A 23,848-nucleotide genomic window follows, 5' to 3' on the forward strand; every position below is an offset into this window, starting at 1 on the left:
GAGGCAGCGGGCTCGCCCGCAGCGGCATCTGATCGGTGAGCCGCGGCCGAGGAACGAGCCGGCGCCGCGGCGTCGGGATGCCGGTACCCATGAACGCCACTCGGCCAGCGTAGGGCCGACTTCCGCGAACCACCACCGCACTGGGCCGGCCAACGCCGAGGCGGCGACACCCGGCTCTCAGCCGAGGTGGGGATCGGGAAGCGGTCCTGACCCGGTGCCGTCGTCGGACGCGCGGACCAGCATGCGCTCACCCGGGCGGCCGAAGATGCTCAGGACCTCGGCCGGCCCGTCGCCGGTGCTTCCGAACCAGTGCGGCACCTGGGTGTCGAACTCGGCCGCCTCACCGACCCCCAGGACGAGGTCCCGGTCGCCGAGGATGAGGCGCATCCGACCGGACAGCACATAGAGCCACTCGAATCCATCGTGTGCGCGCGGGTTCGGCGTTGACTGGGACGCCGGGATGATGATCTTCCACGCCTGCACCCCGCCCGGGCCGGTCAACGGGAGCACGGTGCGGCCGTTGACGCGGCGAGGCTTGAGCCGGATGCGTGGATCGCCGACCTCGGGTGCGCCGACGAGGTCGTCGATCGGCACGCGGTAGGTCTGCGCGAGCGGCAGCAACAGTTCCAGGCTGGGTCGTCGCTGTCCGTTCTCCAGCCGGGACAGGGTGCTCTTCGAGATGCCGGTCCGTTGGGCCGCGACGGTCAGCGTCAGTCCGCGCTGCCGGCGCACACGCCGCAGCCGCGGGCCGACCAGGTCCAGCGCCGCGGCAATGGGCGTCGCAGGGTCCGGCGAGTCGCTGGAAGGAGCGGCCGGACGCCGGCTCCGCTTCGTCGTCACCGGGCAATTGGAGCACGCGGTTCCCGGAAACGGCAACAATCGTTGCCCGGCCGGCGACAACCAGCGAGGCTTCATGTCATGAACGAGTACAACGAGTGCGACGTAGTGGTCATCGGCGGAGGCGCTTCCGGCCTGTCCGCGGCCTTGGTCCTGGCCCGTGCGCGGCGCCGGGTCGCCGTCGTTGACGCCGGTCGGCCGCGCAACGCCCCGGCGGGCCACATGCAGGGCTTCCTGGGCGCTGATGGTCTCCCGCCGGCCGAGCTCCTCGCCGCGGGCCGGGCGGAGGTCGCCGGGTACGGCGGGCAACTGATCTCCGGAACCGTCACGGGCATCACCCCCTGCCCGGCCCCCGCCGGTGCGGTCCGCCGTCGCTTCGTGGTCACCCTCGACGACGGCCCGGCGCTGCGCACGCGCCGGGTCCTGGTGACCACTGGTCTGCGTGATGACATCCCCGACATTCCCGGCGTACGCGAGCGGTGGGGCCGCGATCTGCTGCACTGCCCGTACTGCCACGGATATGAGGTCCGCGACCGGCCCTTGGGCGTGCTCGGCGGCACCCCGGAGGCCGTCGCCCACGCCCATCTCGTCAGGCAGTGGTCCGACGACGTCGTCTTCTTCGCGAACGGCGCGGTGCTGGCCGCCGATCAGCGCGAGCGGCTGGCCGCGCGCTCCATCGGTATCATCGACGCCCCAGTCGCGCGCCTGGTCGTCGAGGACGACCACCTGAGCGGCGTCGAGCTGACCTCCGGCGAGATCGTGCCGCGCAGCGCGGTGTTCGTCCGGCCCCGGTTCGTGCCGAACGACGACCTGCTCACGTCCCTGGGATGCACCACCCACGACAGCGGCTGGGTCGTCGTCGACGCGACCGGGCGGACGAGCGTCGATGGCATCTGGGCGGCCGGGAACGCGGTCAACCCGCGGGCCCAGGTCATCACGGCCGCGGGTGAAGGGTCGGCCGCCGCCATCGCCATCAACAATTCCCTCGTCGACGAGGACGTTTCGATCGCAGTCACCGGCTTCCGGCTCGGACTGCCCGTCTGACGCCGCTCCGGGAGCCACACCACCCAACCACCCCCTCCAGTCCGATAGGAGCATCACCATGTCCAACGCCGACTTCACCGACCCAGCCGACTTGTCCACCAGCCCGACGTCGGGCGACCTTCGGACCGCCCACGCTGTTTCACCGGCCCCCGTCGGTCCGCCGACCACGCACCAGCTCGCGCTCATGATCTGGATCGCGGTCTTCCCGACCCTCATGGTCCTCAACCTGACCCTGGCGCCCTGGCTGGCCAACCTCGGTCCGGTCCTGCGGACCTTCGTCCTCGCGACCGTCGCGGTCCCGATCGTCATCTACGGCCTCATGCCCCGGCTGCACCGGATCCGGGCCCGCATCCTTACCCGGCGTGCTGTGTGACCCGCACTGCCGAGCCGTACTTCCGCGACACCCGGAGGACATCGGCGACACCTTCGATGAGGCGCGACCGGGTCGCCTGCCCCTTCGGCGTCAGCACACGTCGCATGGGCCTTGCTCCCCGCCCCGCCGGACTTGACCGTCCAAGCTAGTGCGCTTCAGCCGGCCCTTCTGATGGAGGCACCGATGGTGCTCCAGGGTGAGAAGTCGGGGCGCGCGGGCGGCTGGGGCCGGTCCCCGGGCCGCGCCGTGTGCGAGCGCGGCCCGGGGCGGGGGGCATGTGTCCTGTTTGGCCAGGTCGCGTAGGTGGTTCTTGAGGATCTTGCCGGAGGCCGGCAGCAGTCACGCCTGCCGCGTCATCCGCTCCCCCGCCGCGTCCCACCCGGTCCCCTTCACCACCACCGGCGTACTCGTCCAAAACCTCCCCCGCCCGCCCTCGAACGTCGGCGGATCCACCGGCACGACGTTCAAAATCCGCAACGCCGCCCCACCCCAGTCCAGCAGCTCCCGCGCCTCCCTCCTTCGGCCTTCCAGATACAAATGGACAACGGACCCCCACCCATACCCAATGGGCATACATGCAGGTCAGAGCGCCTCTCCGAGGCAACACCCGGCCCCACTCCATCCCAAAGCGCTACGCTGCCGCCAGACACTGAGAAACGACGGTTGATCTTGGTCTTGCGGCAAACCTCCGGGGTTTCTCTGCTGCAGTTCTCGGCACGCCCTACAGCTCCTGAAGGACGTGATCTTTTCTCCTCGGTATGATGAACGGTATGACAACGAAGAAGTACACCGTCACCCTGCCCGAGGAACTGGCCGAGGCCATTCGGGCCGAGGTGGGCTCCGGTGGCTTCAGCCGCTATGTCGCCCGTGCGCTCGAGCGCCAGCATGAGCGTGACAGGCTTCACGAATTCGTCGGCTGGTGGGAGTTGGAGCACGGTCCGGTGTCCGACGAGGACCTCGCCGAAGCCGAGGCCGAACGCCGCGATCTGGAGCGCCGCCATATCGAGCAGGCCCGGACCCGTGGGCTGCTTCGCGATGCGGGATGAAGTTCGAACACAGCTACCTGCTTGACAGCGAAGGGCTGTCCCAGGCCGTGCGCGGCGAGCGTCGCATGGGCGCCCGGCTCAAAGACGCCGATCGCTCGGGCATCCGCGTCATGACCACGTCCATGAGCCTGATCGAGGCCTACCACGGCAAGATCAATCGAGCGGCTTGGCGGTGGGCCTTGTCGCGTCTCCATGTCGAGCCTGTGACGGAGCGAATCGCCGACGAGGCGATCGACCTGCTCCAGGACGCGGGCCTGCACGGGCACAAGTACGCCATCGAGGCCGCTCTGGCCGCCATCGCCCTGCGTCAACGTGGCCCGGTCACCATCTTCACGTCCGATGCGGACGATATGCACAAGCTGTGCGGAAACCGGGTTTTGATCGTCAAGCTGTGACGAAACGATCCGGGGCAGAGGCGGATCAGCGGCAAGGCCGCGGCCCTTGCCAGCCCGATGACGACATGCCTCTTTGGCTCGGCGACCTCCTGCGGTTCGTCATACCGCCCAGATGGCACTGGGCCTGTAGGGGCTCGACCGTGGTTGTGCGCGGCGACTCGGTTGATGGGACGGGCGGCCGTATGGCGGGGGGTTCGGTCCCGCCGGCTCGGCCGAGCCCGTACGGTTGTCGTCCTCGGCCTACCCGTAGGCGGCGCGCAGCACGGTGCAGGCGCGCAGGGTCACCCACTTGGATGGCAGGCCCTGGCGCTCGATGTCCATCACCAGCTTGCGGTTGGAGGCGGCGCGATTGAGCCATCTGCCCCATTGGTTCTGGTGGGCCTTGAGCCAGCGGAGGGCGGGGGCGAGGCGTTCGTCGGTGGCGTGGCCGAGTTCGGCGAGGACCTCCAGGGTTTGCAGGACGTCGGCGGCGTACAGGACGGGGAAGCCGGGCTTGAACCACAGGCGGCTGGGGACGGTGTCGCCTCCGCCCATCGGGTAGTCGGCGACGACCGGGTCGCGGGAGAACAGGAAGCGCACGCCCTCGTCGATCGCGCGCTGGAGCTGGGGTGCGCGCCGGGGCGGCGGGATGCGGGCGAAGGCCGCCAGTTCCTTGATCGCGCCCCAGGCGCAGGGGTGCCCGTCGTTCCCGCCGCAGGCGAAGCCGGGGCCGCTGCTGCCCGACGGATACCAGCGGTCCACGCCCTCGCCGGTGATCGTCCTGGCCGCCCAATCGACGGAGGCCTGTACGCGTTCGTCGTCGAGGTGGCCGAAGCCGATGAGCGCGCGCAGCAGGTTGCCGTTGAGGCAGTGCATGACGGTTTCCGGCGGCGGGGGCTCCTCGGTCTTGGCCGTGGAGGCTCCGAATCCTCCGGTGGAGGCCTGGGTCCAGGTGAGCACGTAGTCGCAGGCGGCGGCGATTTGCGGGTGCCGGCCGTCGGCGCCCAACTGGTCGAGGATGATCAATTGCCAGACCGTGCCGGTGAATGCCGAGCCGTACCCGGAGCCGGGGCTCTCCCACCAGCCGGCCGGGTTCTGGGCGGCGAGGATGGATTTGATCGGGTCGGTGTCCATCGCCGCGTCGCGTGCCTCACGAACCTCCGGCGAGTCGGGCGGCAGGTCGAGCAGGCGCTGCAGGGTGGCCGCCCGTACGGCCGGAGTGTTCCATTCGAGCAGCCACGGCAGCGGATCCGCTCGAACATGATCGAGCCACGTCATCCCCTCATAAGAGCCTTACCGGACAGGCTCCAATAGGGCCGAAGGTCCCGAAAGCGGCGTCACGGGCGAAGCGTCGGGTCCGAGCGGAGAGGGCACCGGCGGGCGTGACTGCAGGATCGACGGCCGGACCCGCGACATGACGAAGTCGTAGGCGCGACGCCCCGAACACCCGCCCGGTGACGACCCCGCAACCTCCGCCCATCCGCTCCTGTGCGGCCTTCGAACCCCGTCGCCGCCAGTTCGGCAGGTGCGGGCTAACGGGGTCGCGCGTCGGAGTACGTGATCAGGGGGCGATGCCGACGCGGAGGAGGCGCCAGACCGCCTCGGCGGTGGTGCGGCGGTCGGCGGGCGCGGTCTTGCCGAGGGTGCCTGCGAGCATGCCGAAGGCGAGCATCAGATCGTCGACGGTGATCTCGGGGCGGATGCGGCCGGCGCGGCGGGCGGCGTCGAGGTGGGGGTCGAGCAGGGCCGCCACGCGATCGCGGATGCGCAGGACGCGGGCGTCGGCGGTGGCCACGTTCACCATCTCGATGAACGCGGTCGAGGCGATGGTCTGCTCGGTGATCAGCGCGAGCAGGTCGTCCAGGGTGGTGCCGGGCAGGGCGGCCGCCGCCTCCAGTTCCCTGACCCCGTCCTCGAACACGGCCAAGGCGAGGCTCACCCGGTCGGGAAAGTGCCGGTAGAGGCTGCCCTGGCCGACCCGGGCCGCGCGGGTGACCGAGGCGAGGGGCGCCTGGTAGCCGTCGCTGGCGAAGATCTGGCGGGCCGCCGCGATCAGGGCCGCCCGGTTCTCCGCCGCGGCGCTCGGCCCTCGGTTGGTACGGCGCGCGTTCTCGCGGTGATCCCGACGGACGTCTCGACGGGGGTGGGACATGACGGCTAGCATACAACCGGACGACGTTGTCCGGTTTATCAGTGACCCCATCCCCGACCCTCCCGACCGGGGGCGAAGCCACCCCCAGCAACCGGACAGTGCTCTCCAGTTAGTGGGCCGCATCCGGATGGACAACTCCGCCGCACCGCCCTCGATATCGGCCGAAAGGGTCGCATATGAGCACCTCCACCTCCACCTCCGAACGCGTCGTGCTGATCACCGGGGCGGGCTCCGGAATCGGCCGCGCGATGGCCATGGCGTTCGCGGACACCGGCGCCCGCGTCGTCGCCGCCGACCTCGACTCCGCCGCCGTCGAACGCACCGCGGCCGACATCGGAAAGGCGGCCGTCGCGGTGGCGGCGGACATCTCCGACGAGGCGTCCGTCGCCGCCATGGTCGAGACCGCGATCGACGCGTTCGGCCGCGTCGACGTGCTGTGCAACAACGCCGGAATCATGGACGACATGGCGCTGCCCGCGAACCTGGCCATCGACCTGTGGGAACGGGTGCTGAAGATCAACCTGACCGGGACGTTCCTGGTCACCCGCGCCGTGCTGCCGCACATGCTGCGCCAAGGCGGCGGCGTGATCGTCAACACCGGCTCGGAGGCCAGCCTGCGCGGCGGCACGGCCGGTGTGGCGTACACGGCGTCCAAGCACGGTGTGGCGGGGCTCACCAAGAGCGTGGCCTGGGCCTACGCCAAGGACGGCATCCGCTGCAACGCGATCCTGCCCGGCCCCACCATCACCGGCATCGGTCGCGGCACCTCCTTCGACGAAGCCGGCAGCGCCAGGCTCGCCCCCGTGCTCGCGCTCGGCGACCGGATCGCCCAGCCCGAGCAGATGGCGAGCGTCGCCGTCTTCCTCGCCTCCGACGCCGCCTCGTTCGTCAACGGCGCGCTCGTACCCGTGGACGGAGGCTGGGCGGCGGGCTAAGCGTCCTGCCCCGCGCCATATGCCCCGGGATCCCCGACGACCCCAATCCTCTCCGCACGGTCAGGCAGTGAGCACGGTGGCTCCTCCGCTTACTGAAGGAGCGGCTTCTCGCTAAGCCGCTCGCGCAGCGTCGCGAAGGGCAAGCCCTGCCCTCACGATGGTGATCGCCGCGTTCACGTCGGCGTGCGCGGCGTGCCCGCACGCCGTACAGGCGAACCCGGCCTGGTGAGGCGGTTCTCCTTCGGGCGGTGCCCGCAGCGGGCGCAGGTGCGGGTGGTATTGCGGGGATCGACCGCGATCAGCTCTCGACCGGCGCTTTCAGTTCTGTGCGATAGGACCGTCAGGAATACCCCCCAACCCGCGTCCCGTCCAGGATGCTCCGGTTGAGCCCGGACCTGGCGGCGACGCCCCGGCCGGGCCGCTCGATTGTGCCGGATGCCGAGCGGGGTTATGTCCGCGATCCGCAGATCCTCATGCACGATCACGTCGTAGCCACGCACAACGGCGAGCGCGGCCTTTTCGCGCCATCCAGGCACCGGCGGCGGCTGAACGTCCGAACGCCTCGCCGACCTCGTCGGCGGTTCACCGTGAGCGGTCGTACGGATATGCACGGCCCTGGCCGCTAGGCCCTTTCTCTACGAGACGAGTGGGTCGCGGGGCAGGCCGAGGAGGCGTTCGGCGATCAGGTTGCGGTTGATCTCCGAGGTGCCCCAGGCGACCGACATGATGCGGCTGCGCAGCGTCAGGAGGGCGGCGGTGGCGCCGGGGCCGTCGGTGAAGGCCAGGTCCGGGCCGGTCAGGGCGGCGAGCAGGGTGGCCGTCTCGTGGCCGTGTTCGGAGAGGACGAGTTTGGTGACGCTGCCTTGGGCGCCCGGTTCGGCGCCGGTGAGGGCGCGGCGCAGGTTGAGCAGGCGCATGGCCTGGCGTTCCGCCAAGTGGTGGCCGATGCGGGCGACGCCGCCCGGCACGCGGTCGCCGTACCGGAGCAGGTCGTCGTGGCCGTAGACGTCGGTGACCTCGAAGGGGTCGCCGTCGCCGATGGCGATGCGTTCGTCGGCGAGAAGCGCGCGGGCCACCGGCCAGCCCTTGCCGGGCTCGCCGACCACGTCGCCGTCCGGCACGAATACGTCGGTGAGGAACACCTCGTTGAAGTCGGCGTCGCCGGTGATCTGGCGGATCGGGCGGATCTCGACGCCCGGGGCCCGCAGGTCGATGATCATTGTGGTGATTCCGGCGTGTTTCGGCACGCCGGAGCCGGTGCGGACGGTCGCCAGGGCGCGCCGGCTTCGGTGGGCGCCGCTGGTCCACGCCTTCTGTCCGTTCACCAGCCAGCCGCCTTCGGCCCGTACCGCTCGGGTCTTGACGCCGGCCGCGTCGGACCCCGCCTCGGGCTCGCTGAACATCTGGCACCAGGTCTCGTCTCCGGCAAGCGCGGGCCCCAGGTAGCGGTCGAGCTGGTCTTGGGTGCCGTGCTGGATGAGGGCGAGCATCAGCCACCCGGTGATGCCGAGCCTCGGCCGGGTCACGCCCGCCGCGGCGAACTCCTCGTCGATGACGCGCTGCACGCCCGCGCTCGCGGCCCGTCCCCATGGGCGGGGCCAGTGCGGCTGGAGGCAGCCGGAGTCGATGAGCGCGCGACGCTGTTCGGCGGCGGGGAGGGCGGCGATCTCGCGGGCGATCGTGCGGATCTCCGTGCGGACGGCCTCCTCGTCCGGGGTGATGTCCGGGAGGACCTCTCGGCGTACGCCCTTCGCGCTCAGCTTGATCACGTCCTCGTCGGCGGCGGACGCGGGGAACACGGCCGCGAGCGTCGCGGCCCGGCGCAGCAGGAGCTGGGCGTCGTGCTCCCAGGTGAGGCCGATGGCGCCGTGGACCTGGATGCCGAGCTGGGCGTTGCGTACGAAGGCCGGGACGGCGAGGCCGAGCGCCACGGCGGCGGCCAGCTCGAACTCATCCTGCGGGCCCGCCGCCGCCCGAGCCGCGTCCCATACGGCGGCGGTGCCGATCTCGGCCGCGACGTACATGTCGGCGCAGTGATGCTTGACCGCCTGGAATGTGCCGATCGCCCGGCCGAACTGCTTGCGTGCCTTGGCGTGAGCGGTGGCCATGTCGGCGCATTCGGCCGCCCCGCCGACGGCCTCGGCCGCGACCAGCGTCCGCGCGATCGCCTCGGCGCGCGCCCGCCCGCCTCTAATGAGATCGTCCTCGGTCACTCGGACGTCGCGCAGACGGACCCGGGCCGACCGCCGCGCCGGATCCAGGCTCGGCGGGACCTCGACGCTCACGCCGGGTCTGTCCACAGGGAGCACCACCAGGTCGTCGCCGGCGGCCAGCACGAGCAGCCGGGCCAGGGCCGCGCCGAGCACCGGCTCGGCGCTTCCGGTGACCACGCCGGTTCCGGGTTCCGTTCCGGGGTTCGTTCCGGGGTTCACGGTCAGCGAGCCGGACAGGCCGAGGGCGGCGGGCGTGCCCCCGGAGGCGAGTTCGGGGAGCAGGCCGGCGCGCTGGTGCTCGGCGCCCAGGTCGGCGATCACCGCCGAGGCCATCATCGTGGGCAGGAACGGGCCCGGCGCGACCGCTCGGCCCAGTTCCTCCACCACCACGACCAGTTCGGGCAGGCCGTAACCGCCTCCGCCGTACTTCTCCGGAAGGTGCAGGCCGATCAGTCCGAGCCCGGCGAACTCCGGCCAGAATTCGGGGAGCCGTCCCTCTTCCGCCTCCAGCAGGGCACGCGCGGCGGCCCGCGCGTCGTGCGCCGCCAAGAACGACCGTGTCATCGAGGCAAGTTCGCGGTGCTCTTCGCTGATGGCGACGGCCATATCCCCTCCGACGTAGATGTGTAACGCGCTCTCCAATCTTCTACCGCGTATACGCACGTCTTCCACTAAGGGCACCCTGTGGACATCGCGCAATTGGCGTACGGGGAAGCACAGGGCAACTGCCCGATTACCCGATTTCGGCGACCCTCCTTGTGGGTGAGCGACCGTCGGCGGCATTTCGGCTACGCCAATTACGTGGAATTAGACATGTGATTTCCTCGGCCTCGCCAACGAACGTCGGCCCCGGCGCGGCCGACTCCCGACGCCGCCCGCCATGTGCCCCTCGGCGCGCGGGTCCGGCGAGCGGTTGACCCGCGGCCGGGTGCGCCGTAAGGCGAGCGTCCGCAGGCTCCGTTTCCGGTCCGCCGCACGGGTCAGTCGCGCAAGGTGAAAATCAACTCGTCGATTTCCTCGCCTCGGGCGTTCGCGAAACCCCGGTCGTTGCCGGTGACCACGAATCCGCACTTCTCCAGGACTCGGATGGAGCCGCGGTTGTCCGCGGCCGCGCGAGCATGCACCGGACGCTCCGATGCGAGGCGGAGCAGCTCACGCAGCGCGGCGGTGGCGATTCCTCTGCCCCAGTATCGCCGCCCGATCCAGTACGTGACCTCGCGTTCCTCGGGTGGGCCGAACACCGAGGCGTGACCGGCGATCTCACCGGCGTCCTCGATGACGGTGCGCACGAGCGTCGTTGGATTTTGCAGGATCCGCTCCCAGTGGTTCTGGAAGTAGGCGTTGTCCGACGGATCCTCGGCGGTGAACGCCGCCATCCACATTCCCTCGGGCTCGTTCATCTGCGCGTAGAACACGGGCAGGTCGCCTTCCCGCACGTCTCGCAGCGTTACCCCCATCGGCGCCCTCCCGGTTGGTCCGTCAGGCGCGAGAGGCAGGCGCGCCTGGTCGTCAGATCGACGATGTGACATCCCTCCCCCGAAACCTAACCGCGGGCCGCGAAAGGCCGGGCGGCCGGGTTCCGGTCGTGGTGGTCAGACCCCGCACGGCATGTCTTCGAGCAGGCGGGATGACCATGCCGTTTATTGACGATCTCGGCGTTGAGGACCGCGTTCCCGGAGGTCAGCCCGCCCACAAAATGTCGACGATACGCAAAGTGCGGGTCTCCTCGTCGAGGATGAAGGTCAGCATTCCTTGAGCGTTCTCGCCGAAGAAGGCATGCCGTACCAAAGACTGGTCGGGGCGTTCCGGGACCGCGTCCCAGGGTGCGTGAAGGAGGTCGAGGAGGCGGTCCAGCAGAGGGCCGTCGCGTACGTCGCTGGGGAGACCGTTGAGCTCATACAGTGCGCGGCCGTGAAAGCCGTCGAACTTGTAGGTCACATGCGGCCTTCCCACTCCTGGGGGGTGTAGCGGGCGAACATGTCGGCACGGCCCTGGATCGCGTCCTGAACGGCTTCTTCGTATCCCGGACGGGCGTAGGCGATCGCGCGGAGACGCCACTGCCGCAACAACACCTGAACCTGCTTGAATCGAGCAAGATCGTGAGCTGCCTCCAACGCCTGGTCATACTCGGCGCGGAACTGGGCGCGATGCGACAGCGGGAGCGCGTCGAAGATCGCGGCAGGATCCTCGCCGGGATCGCGTGCTCGCTCAGGTTCCAGAGGCTGGGCGGTCATGTCAACCAATGTATCTCCCAGCACCGACAGCGGCTCCACATCCTGTGCAGGCGCAGCACCCTGCGTACGTAAGGGGTGCGTCTGGCCGTCCCCCGGCAAGCGAAGGGTGGTCTCTGCCGCCCATGTCAGGGTGACCGACGGGCGTTTCGGCTACCGGTCGCCCATTACGGCTCGGCGATCAGGTGGACGACCCGAAAAGGTGACCCCTGCACCGAACCGAGGTTCTGGGCGAACCCACCCGGGCGAGAGCCTCAAGCCCGCCGCCGCCACACCGGCACTCGTGAAGAGCAGGGGAGGGATCGGTGAGCGCCTCTCGGAGGGTGTGAACCACTTGCAACCTCTGGCCCCGCGCGATCTGGACGTCGATGCTCTGTCGAGCTTGTCCTGACAGCCTGGCCCGGAGGGGATTCGTCATATCGATGTTCAACCGTGGCCGCCCCTGCCCGCAGTCGCCCACCACCTCGTGATCGCGTTGCCGTCCAGAAGCGAATCGCCGGCCGAGCGGACGGCCGGTCGGTTGTCCGGCGCATATCTTGACGGCCGGTGTCACATCCGGGGCGTCGGCGGTGCTCTGAAGATGTGAAGAGATATGTGGAGCTCGCGGGGCACGGTGATACCGCACCGGCCGTCGTGGTGCCGGTGGTGCCGTCCGTCGGCGGCGGCCGGGCCGCCAGGCGGGCTGAGCGGAAGGATGCCGTCGCCATGTCGACTCCTCAGCGACGGGGGGCCGTCCGCACCGATCTCGAGCAGGTATTCCGCGCCGCCTATCCGCGGGTCGTCGCGGTCGCGGCCCGCGTGCTCGGCTCTCGTGACGCGGCCGAGGACGTGGCGCAGGAGGTGTTCCTGACGTTCGGCCGCTCCGCGGTGCCGACGGAGGATGCGCCGGCCTGGCTGTCCGTCGCCGCCGCGCACACCGCGCTGAACCATATTCGCTCCGGCCGTCGGCGCGCCTCCCGTGAGGAGGCCGCCGGCGACGGCGACCCCGTCGCCCCGGACGTCGCCGACGCGGTCGTGACCCGCGACGAGCGCCGCCGGGTGCGGGCGGCGTTGGCGCGGCTGCCCCGCAAGCAGGCCGTCGCCTTGGTCCTGCGGCACAGCGGCCTGAGTTACGCCGAGGTCGCGGCCGCCCTCAATCTGTCTCCCGGCAGCGTGGGCACGATCGTGCGACGCGCCGAATCCGCCCTACGCAAGGAGTTGAACCGTCATGCGTCATCCGACTGACGGCACGTTGCGTCGGCTCCTGGACGAACCGGACGGCGTCGCCGACGCCGATCGTGAGCACGTCGCGGGATGCCCAGCGTGCAGGTCCGGGCTGGCGGCGGCCCGTGAGGACGCGGCGCTGACCGGCGCGGCGCTGAGCTTCGAGGTCGACGCCGACGTCGAGGAGGGGTGGCGCCGCCTGTCCCGCGCCGTGGCCGCCGACGAGCCCCGGCGGGTGAGCGCGTCCGCCCGCGGCCTGCGCCGACGTACGGCCATGCGCAGCCCGGTGATCGCGATCCTCGGCGTCCTCGTGCTGCTGGCCGGGGCCGGCGCGGCGGCAGCGGCGGGCTGGTTGCCGATCTTCCGCGCCGAGCGGGTCGCGCCGGTCACGGTGACCCAGGCCGATCTGCTCCGGATGCCCGAGCTTTCCGCGTACGGCAAGGTCGAGGTGGAGGAGAAGGCCGAGGTCCGCCCGGTCGCCGACGCCGCGGCCGCGCAGCGGACCAGCGGCCTGTCCGTCCCGCGGGTGGCCGAGCTGCCGCGTGGCGTGACGGGCGAGCCGCGGTTCTTCGTCGTCAACCGGGTGAGCGGGAAGTTCACCTTCGAGGCGAGTACGGCGGCGCGGACGGCGGCGGCGGCCGGAGGGACGCTGCCGCCACCGCCGCCGGGGCTCGACGGCAGCGAGTTCCGGATGACCGCCGGCCCGGGGCTCGCCGCGGTCTGGCAGGAGGCGCGCGGGGTGCCGGCGCTGCTCGTGGGCCGCGTGGTCGCGCCCTCCGCCTACTCCTCGGGCGTCTCGTTCGCGACGGCGCGCGACTACCTGCTCTCGATCCCCGGCCTGCCGGAGTCCGTCGCGTCGCAGCTGCGCGCCTTCTCCGGCAACGGGATGACGCTGCCGCTGATCGTGAAGGCCGGAAAGGAGACGGGATTCATCGCGGACGTCCGCGGGGTGCCCGCGACGGTGCTCACCACCCCCGACGGCGTGATGTCGGGCGTGATCTGGGTGGAGGACAACGTGCTCAACGCGGTGGCCGGTTCGCTCAGCTCCGACGAGGTGCTGACGGTGGCGCGCGGATTGCGGTGGGGCCGATGAGCGGCCTCGCCGACGCCCCCTCCTTGGACGAGGCGGAGCCGCCCACCGGCCTGCCGCCCTCGCCCGCGGTATGGTGCTCGGGCCTGCGTAAACGCTTTCGGCGGCGGACGGCCGTCGACGGGGTGTCGCTGGCCGTCGCCCGCGGCGAGGTGATGGGCCTGCTCGGCCCCAACGGCGCCGGCAAGACCACCGTCATCAAGATGCTGCTCGGCCTCGTCCAGCCCGACGCCGGGGAGGTGCTGCTGCTCGGGCGGCCCGCCCGGGACCCGGGTTCCCGGTCCCGCGTCGGCTACCTGCCCGAACTGTTCCGGTACCAGCCGTGGCTCACCGCCGCCGAGGTGCTGTCCCTGCACGTACGGCTCGCGGGCGTCACCATGCCGGACGCGGAGCGGCGCGAATGCCTGGCCCTCGTCGGCCTCGCCGACCGCGCCGGCGATCGGGTGGGCGGCTTCTCCAAGGGCATGCAGCAGCGCCTGGGCCTCGCCGTCGCGCTGGTGGCCCGCCCGGAGCTGGTCATCCTGGACGAGCCGACGAGCGCCCTGGACCCGGTCGGCCGGGCCGACGTCCGCGACCTGCTGCTCTCCCTCAAGGACCGCGGCGTCGCCGTGCTGCTCAACTCGCACCTCATCGGCGAGGTCGAGCGGGTCTGTGACCGCGTCGTCATCCTCGACAAGGGCCGCGTCGCCGCCTCCGGCACCCTGCCGGAGTTGCTCGGCCGCCGCGAACTGCGGCTGCGGCTCGACGGGGTGGGCGCGGAGGCGGACGCCCGGCTGGCGGCCGTCGGCCCGTTCACCCGCGCCGGGGACATGTTCACCGTCACGCTCCCCGCCGAGCAGGACGGCGCCGTCGTCCCGGACCTCGTGGCCGACCTGGTCGCCCTCGGCGTACGCGTGCACTCCGTCGAACCCGCCCGGATCACCCTCGAAGAGCGTCTGCTGGACATCCTGCGCACCGGTTCCAGCGAGGAGCACCGATGAACGCCCGCACCATCCTCACCGTCGCCGCCCTCACCCTGCGGGAGGCCGCACGCCGCCGCGTACTACGCTCGCTCGCCGCCCTGACGATCGTGCTGCTCGCCCTCAGCGCCTGGGGATTCTCCCGCATCCACGCCGAATTCGGCGGCCTCACCAGCGGTGAGTCCCGGATCGCCGCCGCCGTCGTCCTCAACCTGGTGATGTTCGGCCTGAGCCTGATCTCCGCACTCGGCACGGCGTTCCTCGCCGGCCCCACCCTGGCCGGTGAGACCGAGTCCGGAACGGCACTGGCGATCCTCGCCCGCCCGATCCGCCGCTCGGCGGTGCTGCTGGGCAAGTGGCTCGGCCTCGTCCTCTTCGGCGGCGGCTTCGTGGCCCTGGCGGGACTCACCCAGTTCCTCATCGTCTGGACCACCGCGGGCTACTGGCCACCCCAGCCCCTGACCGGCCTGGCCCTGCTCACCGCCCAGGCCATCGTGCTGCTCACCCTGGGCCTGCTGCTCTCCACCGCCATCTCCCCCATGGCGTCGGGCATCGTCGCCGTCGGCCTCTTCGGCGCCACCTGGGTCGCCGGCGTCGTCGGCGCGGTCGGCGAAGCCCTCGCCAACGACAGCGTCGCCCGGGTCGGCACCGTCTCCCGCGTACTGCTCCCGACCGACGGCCTGTGGCGCGGAGCCATGAACGCCTTCCAGGATCCGACCCTGCTGTCCCAGTTCAGCGAGGCGTTCGAAGGCCACCCGTTCCTGAGTACGGCGTCGCCCACGGCCACCTATCTCGCCTGGGCCACCCTCTGGGTCGCCCTCATCCTCGGACTCGCGGCAGTGTCCTTCCAGCGCCGAGACCTGTGAGCCGTCCCTGACCTGGCACCCATCCGTGACCCGCCCGGCCATGCCAGGAGCCGCTTGGCCAGGAACTGGGCATCTGAGCATGACCTTCGTAGTGGTGTACAGCGCCGAGTACGTATGACCGGTTCGCGTATCACGTCAATGATCTTTGGTCGGACGGGACGTCCGGGCAGGTGCCGGCACTCTCCCGTGACCGGTGCCATGAGGTTTTATGCGCATGCGACAGGCAGAACTTTCGGATGCTGAAGGCGCTCAACGACCGGCCGTGATCGGGTTGTTTTCTGGACGACCGAGTTACCTGCTCCTTCGGCGATAGTCTCGGGTCATCATGAGCCGAGGAAACCGGATGGCTGAGCGATCGCCGGTGTGGGCTGCTTTCGCGCGTATGCGGCGTGGTTTCCGTCGGGTGTTCGCCGCCGGGCTCGCGGTGGGGTTGGCCGCGGTGGTGACGCTTGGTCCGATGTCGGCTTGGCGTCCGGAACATCCAGGGGGCGGCGGGACGGTTTCGGACATTTCGTCCTTGCCGGTCGCCAGGTTGAGTAATGCCAAGATCATTGACAAGGAGCAGGTCATCGAGGTCGTTGGGCTGGAGGGGGATCTCACGGCTGAGGCCTTGGTCCGAGTGCTCAGCGGGGGATGCTCCCGGGACGGCGACAAGGTGTTCTGCAGTGGGGTCGTCCCCGCGACGGCGACCCCTGGGGCTGCCCACTCTGGCGAGCCCAGCGACGTGCGGGAATTGTTCGACGCCATGGAGGAGGGCCGCGCCCGGAATGGACATCGTCCTGCGAACGACGGTCGCGGACGCGAATAGATCCGAAAAGGCCCCCCGGCTCCCATGGGACCCCGCCGGGTTCGGCGTTCGTGCGTGAGCTGTCGTTCCGTCTCGCCTCACGGGTGCTGCGGCTGCGGGCGTCGCTGGGCGGGAGGAACGCGCGGTCGCTGCGTGAGCTGGCCGTCACTCTGTCCGGGATGCAGCAGGCCATGCGGGAGACCGCCGATGCGCGTCGGGACATCGGGATGCCGCCCGTACCCATTCGCGTGATCACCGCCGGTAGACGACCGAAGATGCCCAGGGCCCATATGACTCACCTGAACGCCGACTACCACGATCTGGCCGGTCAGTCACCGTACGGGCAGGTGATGACGGCGGAACGGGCCGGCCACCAGATCCCGTTCGAGCAACCCGAGATCATCGTTTCAGGCGGTCGACGAGGTGCTGAGCCCGCCGTCGCCGATGGCTCAGGAAGAGCCCGCCTGAGACCGGAAACCGGGTAGCCGACCGTGAGCCCCGGCGTCCACATACACGACCAACCCAGGGAATCCGCGTCCAGGCCAAACCCACCGCGCCGATCGGACGGGTATGGCATGCCCGATCGGCGCGGCGTGCGGCCCGTCAGACGCCCATGGGGTGCCAGACGGTTTTGACCTCCAGGAAGGAGGTGAGGCGGTCGGTGCCGGGGTCGGCCGTCCAGTCGGGGGTTGAGGGGCGGCGGACGCGTTTGAGGTTGGCGGTGGCCTCCTTTTCGCAGGTGAGGGCCAGGTCCGGGTCGGTGATGCCGGTGAGGTCGATGGCGTTGACGTCCATGTGGGAGGCGAGCCACGGGGACAGTTCGGACTGAAGGCCGGTGAGGATGTTGACGACGCCGCCGGGGAGGTCGGAGGTGGCGAGGACCTCGGCGAGGGTGATGGCGGGGAGGGGGGCCTGTTCGGCGGCGACGACGACGCAGGTGTTGCCGGTGACGATGACCGGGGCGATGACGGAGACGAGGCCGAGGAGGGGGTCGGCGGGGGGTGCGACGACGGCCACGACGCCGGTGGGTTCGGGGGTGGAGAGGTTGAAGTACGGGCCCGCTACCGGGTTGGCCGCGCCGTAGATTGAGGTGATCTTGTCGGACCAGCCCGCGTACCAGACCCAGCGGTCGATGGCGGCGTCCACGTGCGTCGATGCGGCGGTACGGCTCAGCCCGGTGGCCTTGACCTCGTCGACGAACTGGGCGCGGCGGCCCTCCAGCATCTCGGCGATTCGGTAGAGGATCTGGCCGCGGTTGTACGCGGTGGCGCGGGACCAGCCCGAGAAGGCTTTGTGGGCCGCGACGACCGCGTCCCGGGCGTCCTTGCGTGAGGCCTTGGCGGCGTTGGCGAGGAAGTTGCCCTTGGCGTCGTTCACCGGATACGACCTGCCGGACTCGGATCGGGGGAAGGCTCCCCCGATGAACAGCTTGTACGTCTTGCGCACGGCAAGGCGCGCGGGCTCACTCATCGCCCCTCCAGATCGGCTCCGACTCGGTCTGCGGCCGGGCCGGCTTGTACACCTGGCCGCACCGGCACACCCCGCCCCGGTGGGCGAACCAGCCCAGCCGTACCTTGAACCGGCGGCTGCGGTGCACCCGGGAGTACCCGTTGCCCGCCCCGGCCACGGCGCGCCGCACCCAGCGGCGGCGTCTGACGTGCGCGCACTCAAGAGACATCGAGGTACGCCTCCAGCCCGTGACGCCCGCCCTCGCGCCCGTACCCCGACTCCTTGTAGCCGCCGAACGGCGAGGTCGGGTCGAAGCGGTTGAAGGTGTTGGCCCACACGACGCCGGCGCGCAGCCGGTCGGCCATCCACAGGATGCGCGAGCCCTTCTCGGTCCAGATGCCCGCCGACAGCCCGTACGGGGTGTTGTTGGCCTTGGCCACCGCCTCGTCGGGCGTACGGAACGTGAGCACGGACAGCACCGGGCCGAAGATCTCCTCGCGGGCCACGCGGTGCGACTGCGCGACGCCCGTGAAGATCGTCGGCGGGAACCAGTAGCCCTTCTCGGGGATCGGGCAGGCCGCCGACCAGCGCACCGCGCCCTCGGCCTCCCCGGCCTCGGCGAGCTCGGTGATGCGCGCGAGCTGCTCGGCCGAGTTGACCGCGCCGACGTCGGTGTTCTTGTCGAGCGGGTCGCCGAGCCGCAGCGTGCCGACGCGCCGCTTGAGCGCCTCAAGCAGCTCCTGCTCGATCGACTCCTGCACCAGCAGCCGGGATCCGGCGCAGCACACGTGGCCCTGGTTGAAGAAGATGCCGTTGACGACGCCCTCGACGGCCTGGTCGATCGGGGCGTCGTCGAAGACGATGTTCGCCGCCTTGCCGCCGAGCTCCAGCGTCAGCCGCTTGGAAGTGCCCGCGACCTGGCGGGCGATCAGCCGCCCGACCTCGGTGGAGCCGGTGAAGGCGACCTTGTCCACGCCGGGGTGGGCGACGAGCGCGGCGCCGGTGTCGCCCGCGCCGGTGATGATGTTCACCACGCCGGGCGGCAGCTCCGCCTGGCGGCAGATGTCGGCGAACAGCAGGGCGGTCAGCGGGGTGGTCTCGGCCGGTTTGAGCACGACGGTGTTGCCGCACGCGAGCGCCGGGGCGACCTTCCACGCGAGCATGAGCAGCGGGAAGTTCCACGGGATCACCTGCGCGGCGACCCCGAGCGGGCGCGGCGAGGGGCCGAATCCCGCGTACGCGAGCTTGTCGGCCCATCCGGCGTAGTAGAAGAAGTGCGCGGCGACGAGCGGCAGGTCCACGTCCCGCGACTCGCGGATCGGCTTGCCGTTGTCGAGGGTCTCCAGTACGGCGAGCTCCCGCGAGCGTTCCTGGATGATCCGGGCGATGCGGAAGAGGTACTTGGCCCGCTCGGAGCCGGGCATCCTCCCCCATACCCTGTCGTACGCCTCGCGGGCGGCGCGGACGGCGCGGTCCACGTCGTCCTCGGCCGCGCACGCGACCTCGGCGAGCGGCTCCTCGGTGGCGGGGTTGACCGTCTTGAACGCGGGCCCCTTGCCGTCGACGACCTCGCCGCCGATGAACAGCCCGTACGAGGGCCGGATGCTGACGACGTCCCGGGACTCGGGCGCCGGCGCGTAGTCGAATCGCATGGCCGCCCCCTTTAGTCCTGGGTGAAGTAGTCGGCGCCGCCGTACCGGCCGGTGGCGAGCTTCTGACGTTGCATGAGCAGGTCGTTGAGCAGGCTGGAGGCGCCGATGCGGAACCAATCGGGCGTCAGCCAGTCCTCGCCTGCGGTCTCGTTGACGAGCACCAGGTACTTGATCGCGTCCTTGGCGGTGCGGATGCCGCCGGCCGCCTTCACGCCGACCATGCGGCCGGTGCGGTCACGGAAGTCGCGTGCGGCCTCCAGCATCACCAGGGTGACGGGGAGGGTGGCGGCCGGGGAGACCTTGCCGGTGGAGGTCTTGATGAAGTCCGCGCCCGCGAGCATCGCCAGCCAGGAGGCGCGGCGCACGTTGTCGTAGGTGGCGAGCTCGCCGGTCTCCAGGATCACCTTCAGGTGCGCGCCGTGCTCGCCCTGCGCGCCTGCGGCACGACCGCACGCGGCCTTGGTCGCGACGATCTCCTCGTACACCTTGAGATAGTCGCCCGCGAGGAACGCGCCCCGGTCGATCACCATGTCGATCTCGTCGGCCCCTGCGGCGACGGCGAGGGCGGTGTCGGCCACCTTCACCTCCAGGGAGCTGCGCCCGCTGGGGAACGCGGTGGCGACGGCCGCGACCTTGACCGGCGTGCCGCGCAGGGCGGCCACGGCGTCGGCTACCAGATCGGGGTAGACGCAGACGGCGGCGACGGAGGGCACCGACGGGTCGGCGGGATCGGGATGGACGGCCTTGGCGCACATCGCCCGCACCTTGCCCGGGGTGTCCGCTCCTTCCAGGGTGGTGAGGTCCACCATCGAGATGGCCGCGTCGAGGGCCTGGGCCTTGGCGGTGGTCTTGATGGATCGGGTGCCGAGGGTCGCCGCTCGCTGGTCCGCGCCGACTCGGTCCACACCGGGCAGGCCGTGCAGGAAGGCCCGCAGTGTCCCGTTCGAGCCGGCGACCTCCGCGAGGGGAGTAGTCACTGTTGACACCTCCCCAGCATTGCCGACGATGGCAATGGTTTCCAAACCGGGACCGGCCCAGGAGAGGCCCCGGTTTTCGGCAACTTCCGACGAGAGGCATGCCGACCAGGTCATCGACCGTCCGCCGCCGCCCCGCCGACCGGTGCGGGCGTTGCGCCGACCCGCCCGTACGTAACGGGCATAAGGCACCTTAGGCCGTTACTTCGCCCGCCTAAGCAGCCTTATGCCGACGCTGCCCGGTCATGGAGCGATAGATAGGGAATGCGCCCGATGTGGGCCGGGGGGCCCTACCCCGAGTCTGGAGATGTCGGAAAAGGCAGAGGCCAGAGCGAGGAGATCCCCCGTGGACACGGAATTCCGGTACGAGATCATGAAGGGCCGATCGGCCGACCTGTACGAGGAGGCGGCCGAGTACCGCCGGGCGCGCGAGGCGCAGGCCGCCCGCAAAGAGCACCACCGCGACGGACGGTGGCGCCTGCGCGCGGTCTTCGGCAAGCGGCGCACCTCGTGATCCCCCGCATGCCGCCCGGCCGGGCGCTCCCTCCCGGCCGGGCCGTCCGCCCTCCGTGAGCCGCGTTCCGCTGCGGGAAAAACGGGAAGAAAACGCCACCGGGCACGTGACAAGCTGGAGGGCATGCTGGGCCGGGCCGTGAGCCCCGTCTTCGTCGGGCGGGAAGAAGAACTGGCGAACCTCCTCGACACCTTCGACCGGGCGCGGCGGCGCGAGGCGTCGGCGGTGCTCGTCGGCGGCGAGGCCGGCGTCGGCAAGACCCGCCTGGTCGCCCGGTTCGCCGAGCTGGCGGCCGAGCGGGGGGCGCGGGTGCTGGTCGGCGGCTGCGTCGAGCTGTCCACCGAGGGCCTCGCGTACGCGCCGTTCACCGCCGCCCTCCGCCAGCTCGTACGGGAGACCGGGACCGGCGAGATCACCGCGCTGCTCCCGGACGGCGCGGCCCGCGACCTGGCCCGCCTGCTGCCCGAGTTCGGCGAGCCCACCGGCGGCGACCGCGAGACCGACACCGGCCGGGCGCGGCTGTTCGAGCAGTTCCTCACCCTGCTGGAACGCCTGGCCGAAAAACGCCCGGTGCTGCTCGTCATCGAGGACGTGCACTGGGCGGACCGTTCCAGCCGCGACCTGATCGCCTTCCTCAGCCGCAACCTGCTCACGCCGCAGGTGGTGATGCTGCTCACCTACCGCTCCGACGAGCTGCACCGGCAGCACCCGCTGCGCCCGGTGCTCGCCCGGCTCGCCCGCATCGAGGGCGTGCTGCGCATGGAGCTGCCCCGCCTCACCCGCGACGAGGTCGCCGCGCAGATGGCCGGCATCCTCGGCACGGTCCCCGAGTACGCCCGCGTCAGCGACGTCTACCAGCGCAGCGAGGGCATCCCCCTGTTCGTCGAGGCGATGGTCGACTGCGACGACGAGGACGAGTGCACGGTGCCCTCCTCCCTGCACGACTTGATCATCGCCGCCTTCGAGCGGCTGCCCGAGGAGACCCAGCGCGTGCTGCGCGTCGCCGCCGCCGGCGGCACCCGGGTCGGGCACGCGCTGCTCGCCGCCGTCAGCGGCCTGTCCGACGTGGACCTGGAGGACGCGCTGCGGCCCGCGATCGCCGCCAACGTCATCCTGATCGCCGACGGGGACGCCTACGCGTTCCGGCACTCGCTGATCCGCGAGGCCGTCCACGAGGAGCTGCTGCCCGGCGAGCACATCCGGCTGCACGCCCGCTTCGCCGAGGAGATCGAGCGGGACCGCGGCCTCGTCCCGCCCGGCCGGGCCGCCTTCGAGATCGCCCACCACTGGTATTCGGCGCGCGACGACGTGTGGGCGCTCATCGCGGCCTGGGAGGCGGCCGGCGAGGCGGCGAAGACGTTCGCCTACACCGAGCAGATCCAGTTGCTCGAACGCGTGCTGACGCTATGGGACAAGGTGCCCGACGCCGCCGAACGCCTCGGCACCGATCACGCGGGCGTGCTCGACCTCGCCTCGGAGGCCGCCCTCGCCTGCGGCGAGCTCGAACGCGGCATCAAATTCGTCAACGCCGCGCTCGGCCTGCTCGACGAGGGCGCCCAGGCCGAGCGGGTGGCGATGCTGCTGGTCCGCCGCTCCCAGCTCAGCGTGCAGAAGGGCCGGCCGTTGCTGGCGGACCTGCGCCGGGCGGCGGACCTGGTGCCGCTGCCGAGCGCGGCGCGGGCGCACGTGCTGGAACAGCTCAGCCGGCAGATCATGCTCGGCACCGACGTGGTGGAGGGGGCGGCGCTCGTCCAGGAGGCGCTGCGGATCGCCCGCGAACTGGGCGACGAGTGCCTCCAGTGCGACCTACTGCTCGATCTCAGCATCGGGCAGTGCCTCGGCGGCGATCCGGAGGAGGCGCTGGCCACCAACCGCACGGCGCTGGAGATCGCGCAGCGGGTCGGCTCCGGGCGGCAGATGCTGCGGGCGCTGTGCAACTCGGTGGACGTGCTGAACAACCTGGGCCGCACCGAGGAGGCGCTGAAGCTGGCCGACGAGGCCGAGACGCTGGCGCGCGAGTACGGGCGGCACCGGGTCCAGGGCATCTTCGCGGTGGGCAACCGGGCGGAGACGCTGGAGGCGACGGCCCGGTGGGACGAGGCCGAGACGCGGATCGAGCACGCCCTGGCGCTGGATCCGACCGCGCTGCACCGCCACCACCTGTTGCGCGTACGGTGTGACATCGCGTTGGCGAGGGGCGACGCCGACCTGGCCGAGCGCATTCTGCGCGAGGTCGGCGCGCTGGGACCGCCGGCGGCGTTCACGCAGGACGCGGAGACCAACGTCAGGCTGCTGATGGGCTGGCATCTGCTCCGGGGCGACGCCGCCGGGGCCGCCGCGGCCGCGCACGCGTTCCTCGCCCTGCGCCCGCCGTCCAGCAAGGCGATGCTCGGCTGGCGGCTGCTCACCCAGGTCGAGGAGGTGTGCTGGACGATGGCCGCCGTCGATCCGGCCGGGGCCGCGGCGCTGCGGGGGCGGGCCGACGCGGTCGTCGAGGAGATGCGGACCGGGGGGCCGGTCGGGGAGGCGTACCGCTTGGCCTACCGGGGGGAGTTCGACGCGGCCGCCGTCGCCTGGGACCGGCTCGGGCGGCCGTACATGCGGGCCAAGGCGCTCACCCGCGCGGCGCACGCCGTCGCCCGCGCCGGGGACCGGGACGGCGCGGCGGCCCGGCTTCGCGAGGCGCTGCCGCTGGTCGCGCCGCTCGGGGCCCGGCCGCTGATCGCCGACATCGAGGCGCTGGCGCGGCGCGTCGGGGCGACGCTCCTGGGGGACGGAGAGGCGGACGGCGGCGCGGCGAACCGCCGCAGGGACGGCGGCGAGCTCACGCCGCGCGAGCGGGAGGTGCTCCGACTGGTGGCGCTGGGCCGCTCCAACCGGGACATCGCGGACGAGCTGTTCATCTCGACCAAGACCGTGAGCGTGCACGTGTCCAAGATCCTCGCCAAGCTCGGCGTCTCCAGCCGCGGCGAGGCCGCCGCCACCGCGCACCGCCAAGCCCTGCTCAACTGAGCGGCCGGGGCTCTCGGGGGTCGCCCGTGCGCCTCCGTACGGGCGGCATCTGGGCGGCGGCGTCGTGCTGGGAAGCCCGAAGGTTTCCGTGGGCGATTCCGGGTTGACTCGTGCAGTCCGCCCAATTCTTTCTGAAC

24 protein-coding genes and 1 pseudogene are annotated in these 23,848 nt (G+C 71.2%); 12 read left to right on the forward strand and 13 right to left on the reverse strand.

Going from position 1 to position 23,848, the window contains the following annotated elements; genetic code table 11:
- Positions 1 to 177: 177 nt before the first annotated feature.
- Positions 178 to 915 carry an XRE family transcriptional regulator gene (locus AB0K60_RS29320; protein WP_364062130.1) on the reverse strand — a complete coding sequence of 246 codons (738 nt, stop codon included), beginning with the start codon at positions 913 to 915 and terminating at the stop codon, positions 178 to 180.
- Positions 916 to 918: 3 nt separating this feature from the next.
- Here AB0K60_RS29320 and AB0K60_RS29325 point away from each other — a divergent pair, with 3 nt between their 5' ends.
- Positions 919 to 1,881, forward strand: a complete 963-nt coding sequence (locus AB0K60_RS29325; RefSeq protein ID WP_364062133.1) for an NAD(P)/FAD-dependent oxidoreductase — start codon at positions 919 to 921, stop codon at positions 1,879 to 1,881.
- A gap of 58 nt (positions 1,882 to 1,939) precedes the next feature.
- On the forward strand, positions 1,940 to 2,254 hold the full coding sequence (locus AB0K60_RS29330; RefSeq protein ID WP_364062136.1) for a hypothetical protein: 315 nt from the start codon (positions 1,940 to 1,942) through the stop codon (positions 2,252 to 2,254).
- A 339-nt stretch (positions 2,255 to 2,593) separates the two neighbouring features.
- Here AB0K60_RS29330 and AB0K60_RS29335 read toward each other — a convergent pair whose 3' ends face one another.
- On the reverse strand, positions 2,594 to 2,791 hold the full coding sequence (locus AB0K60_RS29335) for a hypothetical protein (protein ID WP_364062139.1): 198 nt from the start codon (positions 2,789 to 2,791) through the stop codon (positions 2,594 to 2,596).
- Positions 2,792 to 3,024: 233 nt separating this feature from the next.
- Between AB0K60_RS29335 and AB0K60_RS29340 the strand changes: the two genes are divergently transcribed.
- Positions 3,025 to 3,300, forward strand: coding sequence for a CopG family transcriptional regulator (locus tag AB0K60_RS29340; protein WP_364062142.1), 276 nt, complete (start codon positions 3,025 to 3,027; stop codon positions 3,298 to 3,300).
- A complete protein-coding gene (locus AB0K60_RS29345; protein WP_364062145.1) occupies positions 3,297 to 3,695 on the forward strand; it encodes a DNA-binding protein in 399 nt (132 codons plus the stop codon). Before AB0K60_RS29340 ends, AB0K60_RS29345 begins: the two co-directional genes overlap by 4 nt.
- Before the next feature lie 240 nt (positions 3,696 to 3,935).
- On the opposite strand, the gene AB0K60_RS29350 is transcribed toward AB0K60_RS29345, so the two are convergent.
- Both AB0K60_RS29350 and AB0K60_RS29355 read right to left on the reverse strand, forming a co-directional pair.
- Entirely contained in the window at positions 3,936 to 4,952 is a 1,017-nt protein-coding gene (locus tag AB0K60_RS29350) for a hypothetical protein (RefSeq protein WP_364062148.1), read from the reverse strand.
- 283 nt (positions 4,953 to 5,235) lie between these two features.
- Positions 5,236 to 5,826: a helix-turn-helix domain-containing protein gene (locus tag AB0K60_RS29355; RefSeq protein ID WP_364062151.1), complete on the reverse strand. Its 591-nt coding sequence runs from the start codon at positions 5,824 to 5,826 to the stop codon at positions 5,236 to 5,238.
- Positions 5,827 to 6,002: 176 nt separating this feature from the next.
- Between AB0K60_RS29355 and AB0K60_RS29360 the strand changes: the two genes are divergently transcribed.
- Positions 6,003 to 6,761 carry an SDR family oxidoreductase gene (locus AB0K60_RS29360; protein WP_364062154.1) on the forward strand — a complete coding sequence of 253 codons (759 nt, stop codon included), beginning with the start codon at positions 6,003 to 6,005 and terminating at the stop codon, positions 6,759 to 6,761.
- Positions 6,762 to 6,872: 111 nt separating this feature from the next.
- On the opposite strand, the pseudogene AB0K60_RS29365 reads toward AB0K60_RS29360, so the two are convergent.
- From AB0K60_RS29365 to AB0K60_RS29385, 5 genes and pseudogenes are all read right to left on the reverse strand, one after another.
- Positions 6,873 to 7,372 (reverse strand): annotated as a pseudogene (locus AB0K60_RS29365) (zinc ribbon domain-containing protein).
- Positions 7,373 to 7,396: 24 nt separating this feature from the next.
- Positions 7,397 to 9,580, reverse strand: coding sequence for an acyl-CoA dehydrogenase (locus tag AB0K60_RS29370; protein WP_364062157.1), 2,184 nt, complete (start codon positions 9,578 to 9,580; stop codon positions 7,397 to 7,399).
- 374 nt (positions 9,581 to 9,954) lie between these two features.
- Positions 9,955 to 10,431 (reverse strand): GNAT family N-acetyltransferase, encoded by a 477-nt coding sequence (locus tag AB0K60_RS29375; protein WP_364062160.1) that lies wholly within the window; start codon positions 10,429 to 10,431, stop codon positions 9,955 to 9,957.
- 223 nt (positions 10,432 to 10,654) lie between these two features.
- On the reverse strand, positions 10,655 to 10,912 hold the full coding sequence (locus AB0K60_RS29380; RefSeq protein WP_364062163.1) for a hypothetical protein: 258 nt from the start codon (positions 10,910 to 10,912) through the stop codon (positions 10,655 to 10,657).
- Positions 10,909 to 11,208 (reverse strand): DUF6247 family protein, encoded by a 300-nt coding sequence (locus AB0K60_RS29385; protein ID WP_364062166.1) that lies wholly within the window; start codon positions 11,206 to 11,208, stop codon positions 10,909 to 10,911. Before AB0K60_RS29385 ends, AB0K60_RS29380 begins: the two co-directional genes overlap by 4 nt.
- 702 nt (positions 11,209 to 11,910) lie before the next feature.
- Here AB0K60_RS29385 and AB0K60_RS29390 point away from each other — a divergent pair.
- The 5 genes from AB0K60_RS29390 (at position 11,911) to AB0K60_RS29410 (ending at position 16,595) form a co-directional block, all read left to right on the forward strand.
- The gene (locus AB0K60_RS29390; protein WP_364062169.1) at positions 11,911 to 12,429 is read left to right on the forward strand and encodes a sigma-70 family RNA polymerase sigma factor; all 519 of its coding nucleotides are present in this window, start codon (positions 11,911 to 11,913) and stop codon (positions 12,427 to 12,429) included.
- On the forward strand, positions 12,413 to 13,501 hold the full coding sequence (locus AB0K60_RS29395; protein ID WP_364062172.1) for a hypothetical protein: 1,089 nt from the start codon (positions 12,413 to 12,415) through the stop codon (positions 13,499 to 13,501). The genes AB0K60_RS29390 and AB0K60_RS29395 overlap by 17 nt, the downstream gene beginning before the upstream one ends.
- On the forward strand, positions 13,498 to 14,478 hold the full coding sequence (locus AB0K60_RS29400; protein WP_364062175.1) for an ABC transporter ATP-binding protein: 981 nt from the start codon (positions 13,498 to 13,500) through the stop codon (positions 14,476 to 14,478). The genes AB0K60_RS29395 and AB0K60_RS29400 overlap by 4 nt, the downstream gene beginning before the upstream one ends.
- A complete protein-coding gene (locus tag AB0K60_RS29405; protein ID WP_364062178.1) occupies positions 14,475 to 15,323 on the forward strand; it encodes an ABC transporter permease in 849 nt (282 codons plus the stop codon). Before AB0K60_RS29400 ends, AB0K60_RS29405 begins: the two co-directional genes overlap by 4 nt.
- Positions 15,324 to 16,181: 858 nt before the next feature.
- Positions 16,182 to 16,595, forward strand: coding sequence for a hypothetical protein (locus AB0K60_RS29410; protein WP_364062181.1), 414 nt, complete (start codon positions 16,182 to 16,184; stop codon positions 16,593 to 16,595).
- Between the two features lie 118 nt (positions 16,596 to 16,713).
- Here the strand turns inward: AB0K60_RS29410 and AB0K60_RS29415 are convergent, their stop codons facing one another.
- The 4 genes from AB0K60_RS29415 to deoC are packed head-to-tail and all read right to left on the reverse strand — an operon-like array spanning position 16,714 to position 20,188.
- Positions 16,714 to 17,580, reverse strand: a complete 867-nt coding sequence (locus AB0K60_RS29415) for an aldehyde dehydrogenase family protein (RefSeq protein ID WP_364062184.1) — start codon at positions 17,578 to 17,580, stop codon at positions 16,714 to 16,716.
- Positions 17,573 to 17,788: a hypothetical protein gene (locus AB0K60_RS29420; protein ID WP_364062187.1), complete on the reverse strand. Its 216-nt coding sequence runs from the start codon at positions 17,786 to 17,788 to the stop codon at positions 17,573 to 17,575. The genes AB0K60_RS29415 and AB0K60_RS29420 overlap by 8 nt, the downstream gene beginning before the upstream one ends.
- Positions 17,778 to 19,211, reverse strand: a complete 1,434-nt coding sequence (locus tag AB0K60_RS29425; RefSeq protein ID WP_364062190.1) for an aldehyde dehydrogenase family protein — start codon at positions 19,209 to 19,211, stop codon at positions 17,778 to 17,780. The genes AB0K60_RS29420 and AB0K60_RS29425 overlap by 11 nt, the downstream gene beginning before the upstream one ends.
- 11 nt (positions 19,212 to 19,222) lie before the next feature.
- On the reverse strand, positions 19,223 to 20,188 hold the full coding sequence (deoC, locus tag AB0K60_RS29430; RefSeq protein WP_364062193.1) for a deoxyribose-phosphate aldolase: 966 nt from the start codon (positions 20,186 to 20,188) through the stop codon (positions 19,223 to 19,225).
- Between the two features lie 343 nt (positions 20,189 to 20,531).
- Between deoC and AB0K60_RS29435 the strand changes: the two genes are divergently transcribed.
- Both AB0K60_RS29435 and AB0K60_RS29440 read left to right on the forward strand, forming a co-directional pair.
- On the forward strand, positions 20,532 to 20,699 hold the full coding sequence (locus AB0K60_RS29435; protein WP_364062196.1) for a hypothetical protein: 168 nt from the start codon (positions 20,532 to 20,534) through the stop codon (positions 20,697 to 20,699).
- A 123-nt stretch (positions 20,700 to 20,822) separates the two neighbouring features.
- Positions 20,823 to 23,711 carry an AAA family ATPase gene (locus tag AB0K60_RS29440; protein ID WP_364062199.1) on the forward strand — a complete coding sequence of 963 codons (2,889 nt, stop codon included), beginning with the start codon at positions 20,823 to 20,825 and terminating at the stop codon, positions 23,709 to 23,711.
- Positions 23,712 to 23,848 lie beyond the last annotated feature (137 nt).

It is taken from the genome of Thermopolyspora sp. NPDC052614 (assembly GCF_040678635.1).
In the GTDB taxonomy this organism is placed as follows: Bacteria; Actinomycetota; Actinomycetes; order Streptosporangiales; family Streptosporangiaceae; genus Thermopolyspora.

Bases quoted from the DNA above. Each gene is read 5' to 3' on its own strand.
- AB0K60_RS29390 (WP_364062169.1), top strand. From the start codon at position 11,911: ATGTCGACTCCTCAGCGACGGGGGGCCGTCCGCACCGATCTCGAGCAG.
- AB0K60_RS29355 (WP_364062151.1), bottom strand. From the start codon at position 5,826: ATGTCCCACCCCCGTCGAGACGTCCGTCGGGATCACCGCGAGAACGCG.
- AB0K60_RS29350 (WP_364062148.1), bottom strand. From the start codon at position 4,952: ATGACGTGGCTCGATCATGTTCGAGCGGATCCGCTGCCGTGGCTGCTC.
- AB0K60_RS29370 (WP_364062157.1), bottom strand. From the start codon at position 9,580: ATGGCCGTCGCCATCAGCGAAGAGCACCGCGAACTTGCCTCGATGACA.
- AB0K60_RS29440 (WP_364062199.1), top strand. From the start codon at position 20,823: ATGCTGGGCCGGGCCGTGAGCCCCGTCTTCGTCGGGCGGGAAGAAGAA.
- AB0K60_RS29395 (WP_364062172.1), top strand. From the start codon at position 12,413: ATGCGTCATCCGACTGACGGCACGTTGCGTCGGCTCCTGGACGAACCG.
- AB0K60_RS29345 (WP_364062145.1), top strand. From the start codon at position 3,297: ATGAAGTTCGAACACAGCTACCTGCTTGACAGCGAAGGGCTGTCCCAG.
- AB0K60_RS29320 (WP_364062130.1), bottom strand. From the start codon at position 915: ATGAAGCCTCGCTGGTTGTCGCCGGCCGGGCAACGATTGTTGCCGTTT.
- AB0K60_RS29420 (WP_364062187.1), bottom strand. From the start codon at position 17,788: ATGTCTCTTGAGTGCGCGCACGTCAGACGCCGCCGCTGGGTGCGGCGC.
- AB0K60_RS29385 (WP_364062166.1), bottom strand. From the start codon at position 11,208: ATGACCGCCCAGCCTCTGGAACCTGAGCGAGCACGCGATCCCGGCGAG.
- AB0K60_RS29405 (WP_364062178.1), top strand. From the start codon at position 14,475: ATGAACGCCCGCACCATCCTCACCGTCGCCGCCCTCACCCTGCGGGAG.
- AB0K60_RS29425 (WP_364062190.1), bottom strand. From the start codon at position 19,211: ATGCGATTCGACTACGCGCCGGCGCCCGAGTCCCGGGACGTCGTCAGC.
- AB0K60_RS29400 (WP_364062175.1), top strand. From the start codon at position 13,498: ATGAGCGGCCTCGCCGACGCCCCCTCCTTGGACGAGGCGGAGCCGCCC.
- AB0K60_RS29325 (WP_364062133.1), top strand. From the start codon at position 919: ATGAACGAGTACAACGAGTGCGACGTAGTGGTCATCGGCGGAGGCGCT.
- AB0K60_RS29340 (WP_364062142.1), top strand. From the start codon at position 3,025: ATGACAACGAAGAAGTACACCGTCACCCTGCCCGAGGAACTGGCCGAG.
- AB0K60_RS29330 (WP_364062136.1), top strand. From the start codon at position 1,940: ATGTCCAACGCCGACTTCACCGACCCAGCCGACTTGTCCACCAGCCCG.
- AB0K60_RS29360 (WP_364062154.1), top strand. From the start codon at position 6,003: ATGAGCACCTCCACCTCCACCTCCGAACGCGTCGTGCTGATCACCGGG.
- AB0K60_RS29415 (WP_364062184.1), bottom strand. From the start codon at position 17,580: ATGAGTGAGCCCGCGCGCCTTGCCGTGCGCAAGACGTACAAGCTGTTC.
- AB0K60_RS29375 (WP_364062160.1), bottom strand. From the start codon at position 10,431: ATGGGGGTAACGCTGCGAGACGTGCGGGAAGGCGACCTGCCCGTGTTC.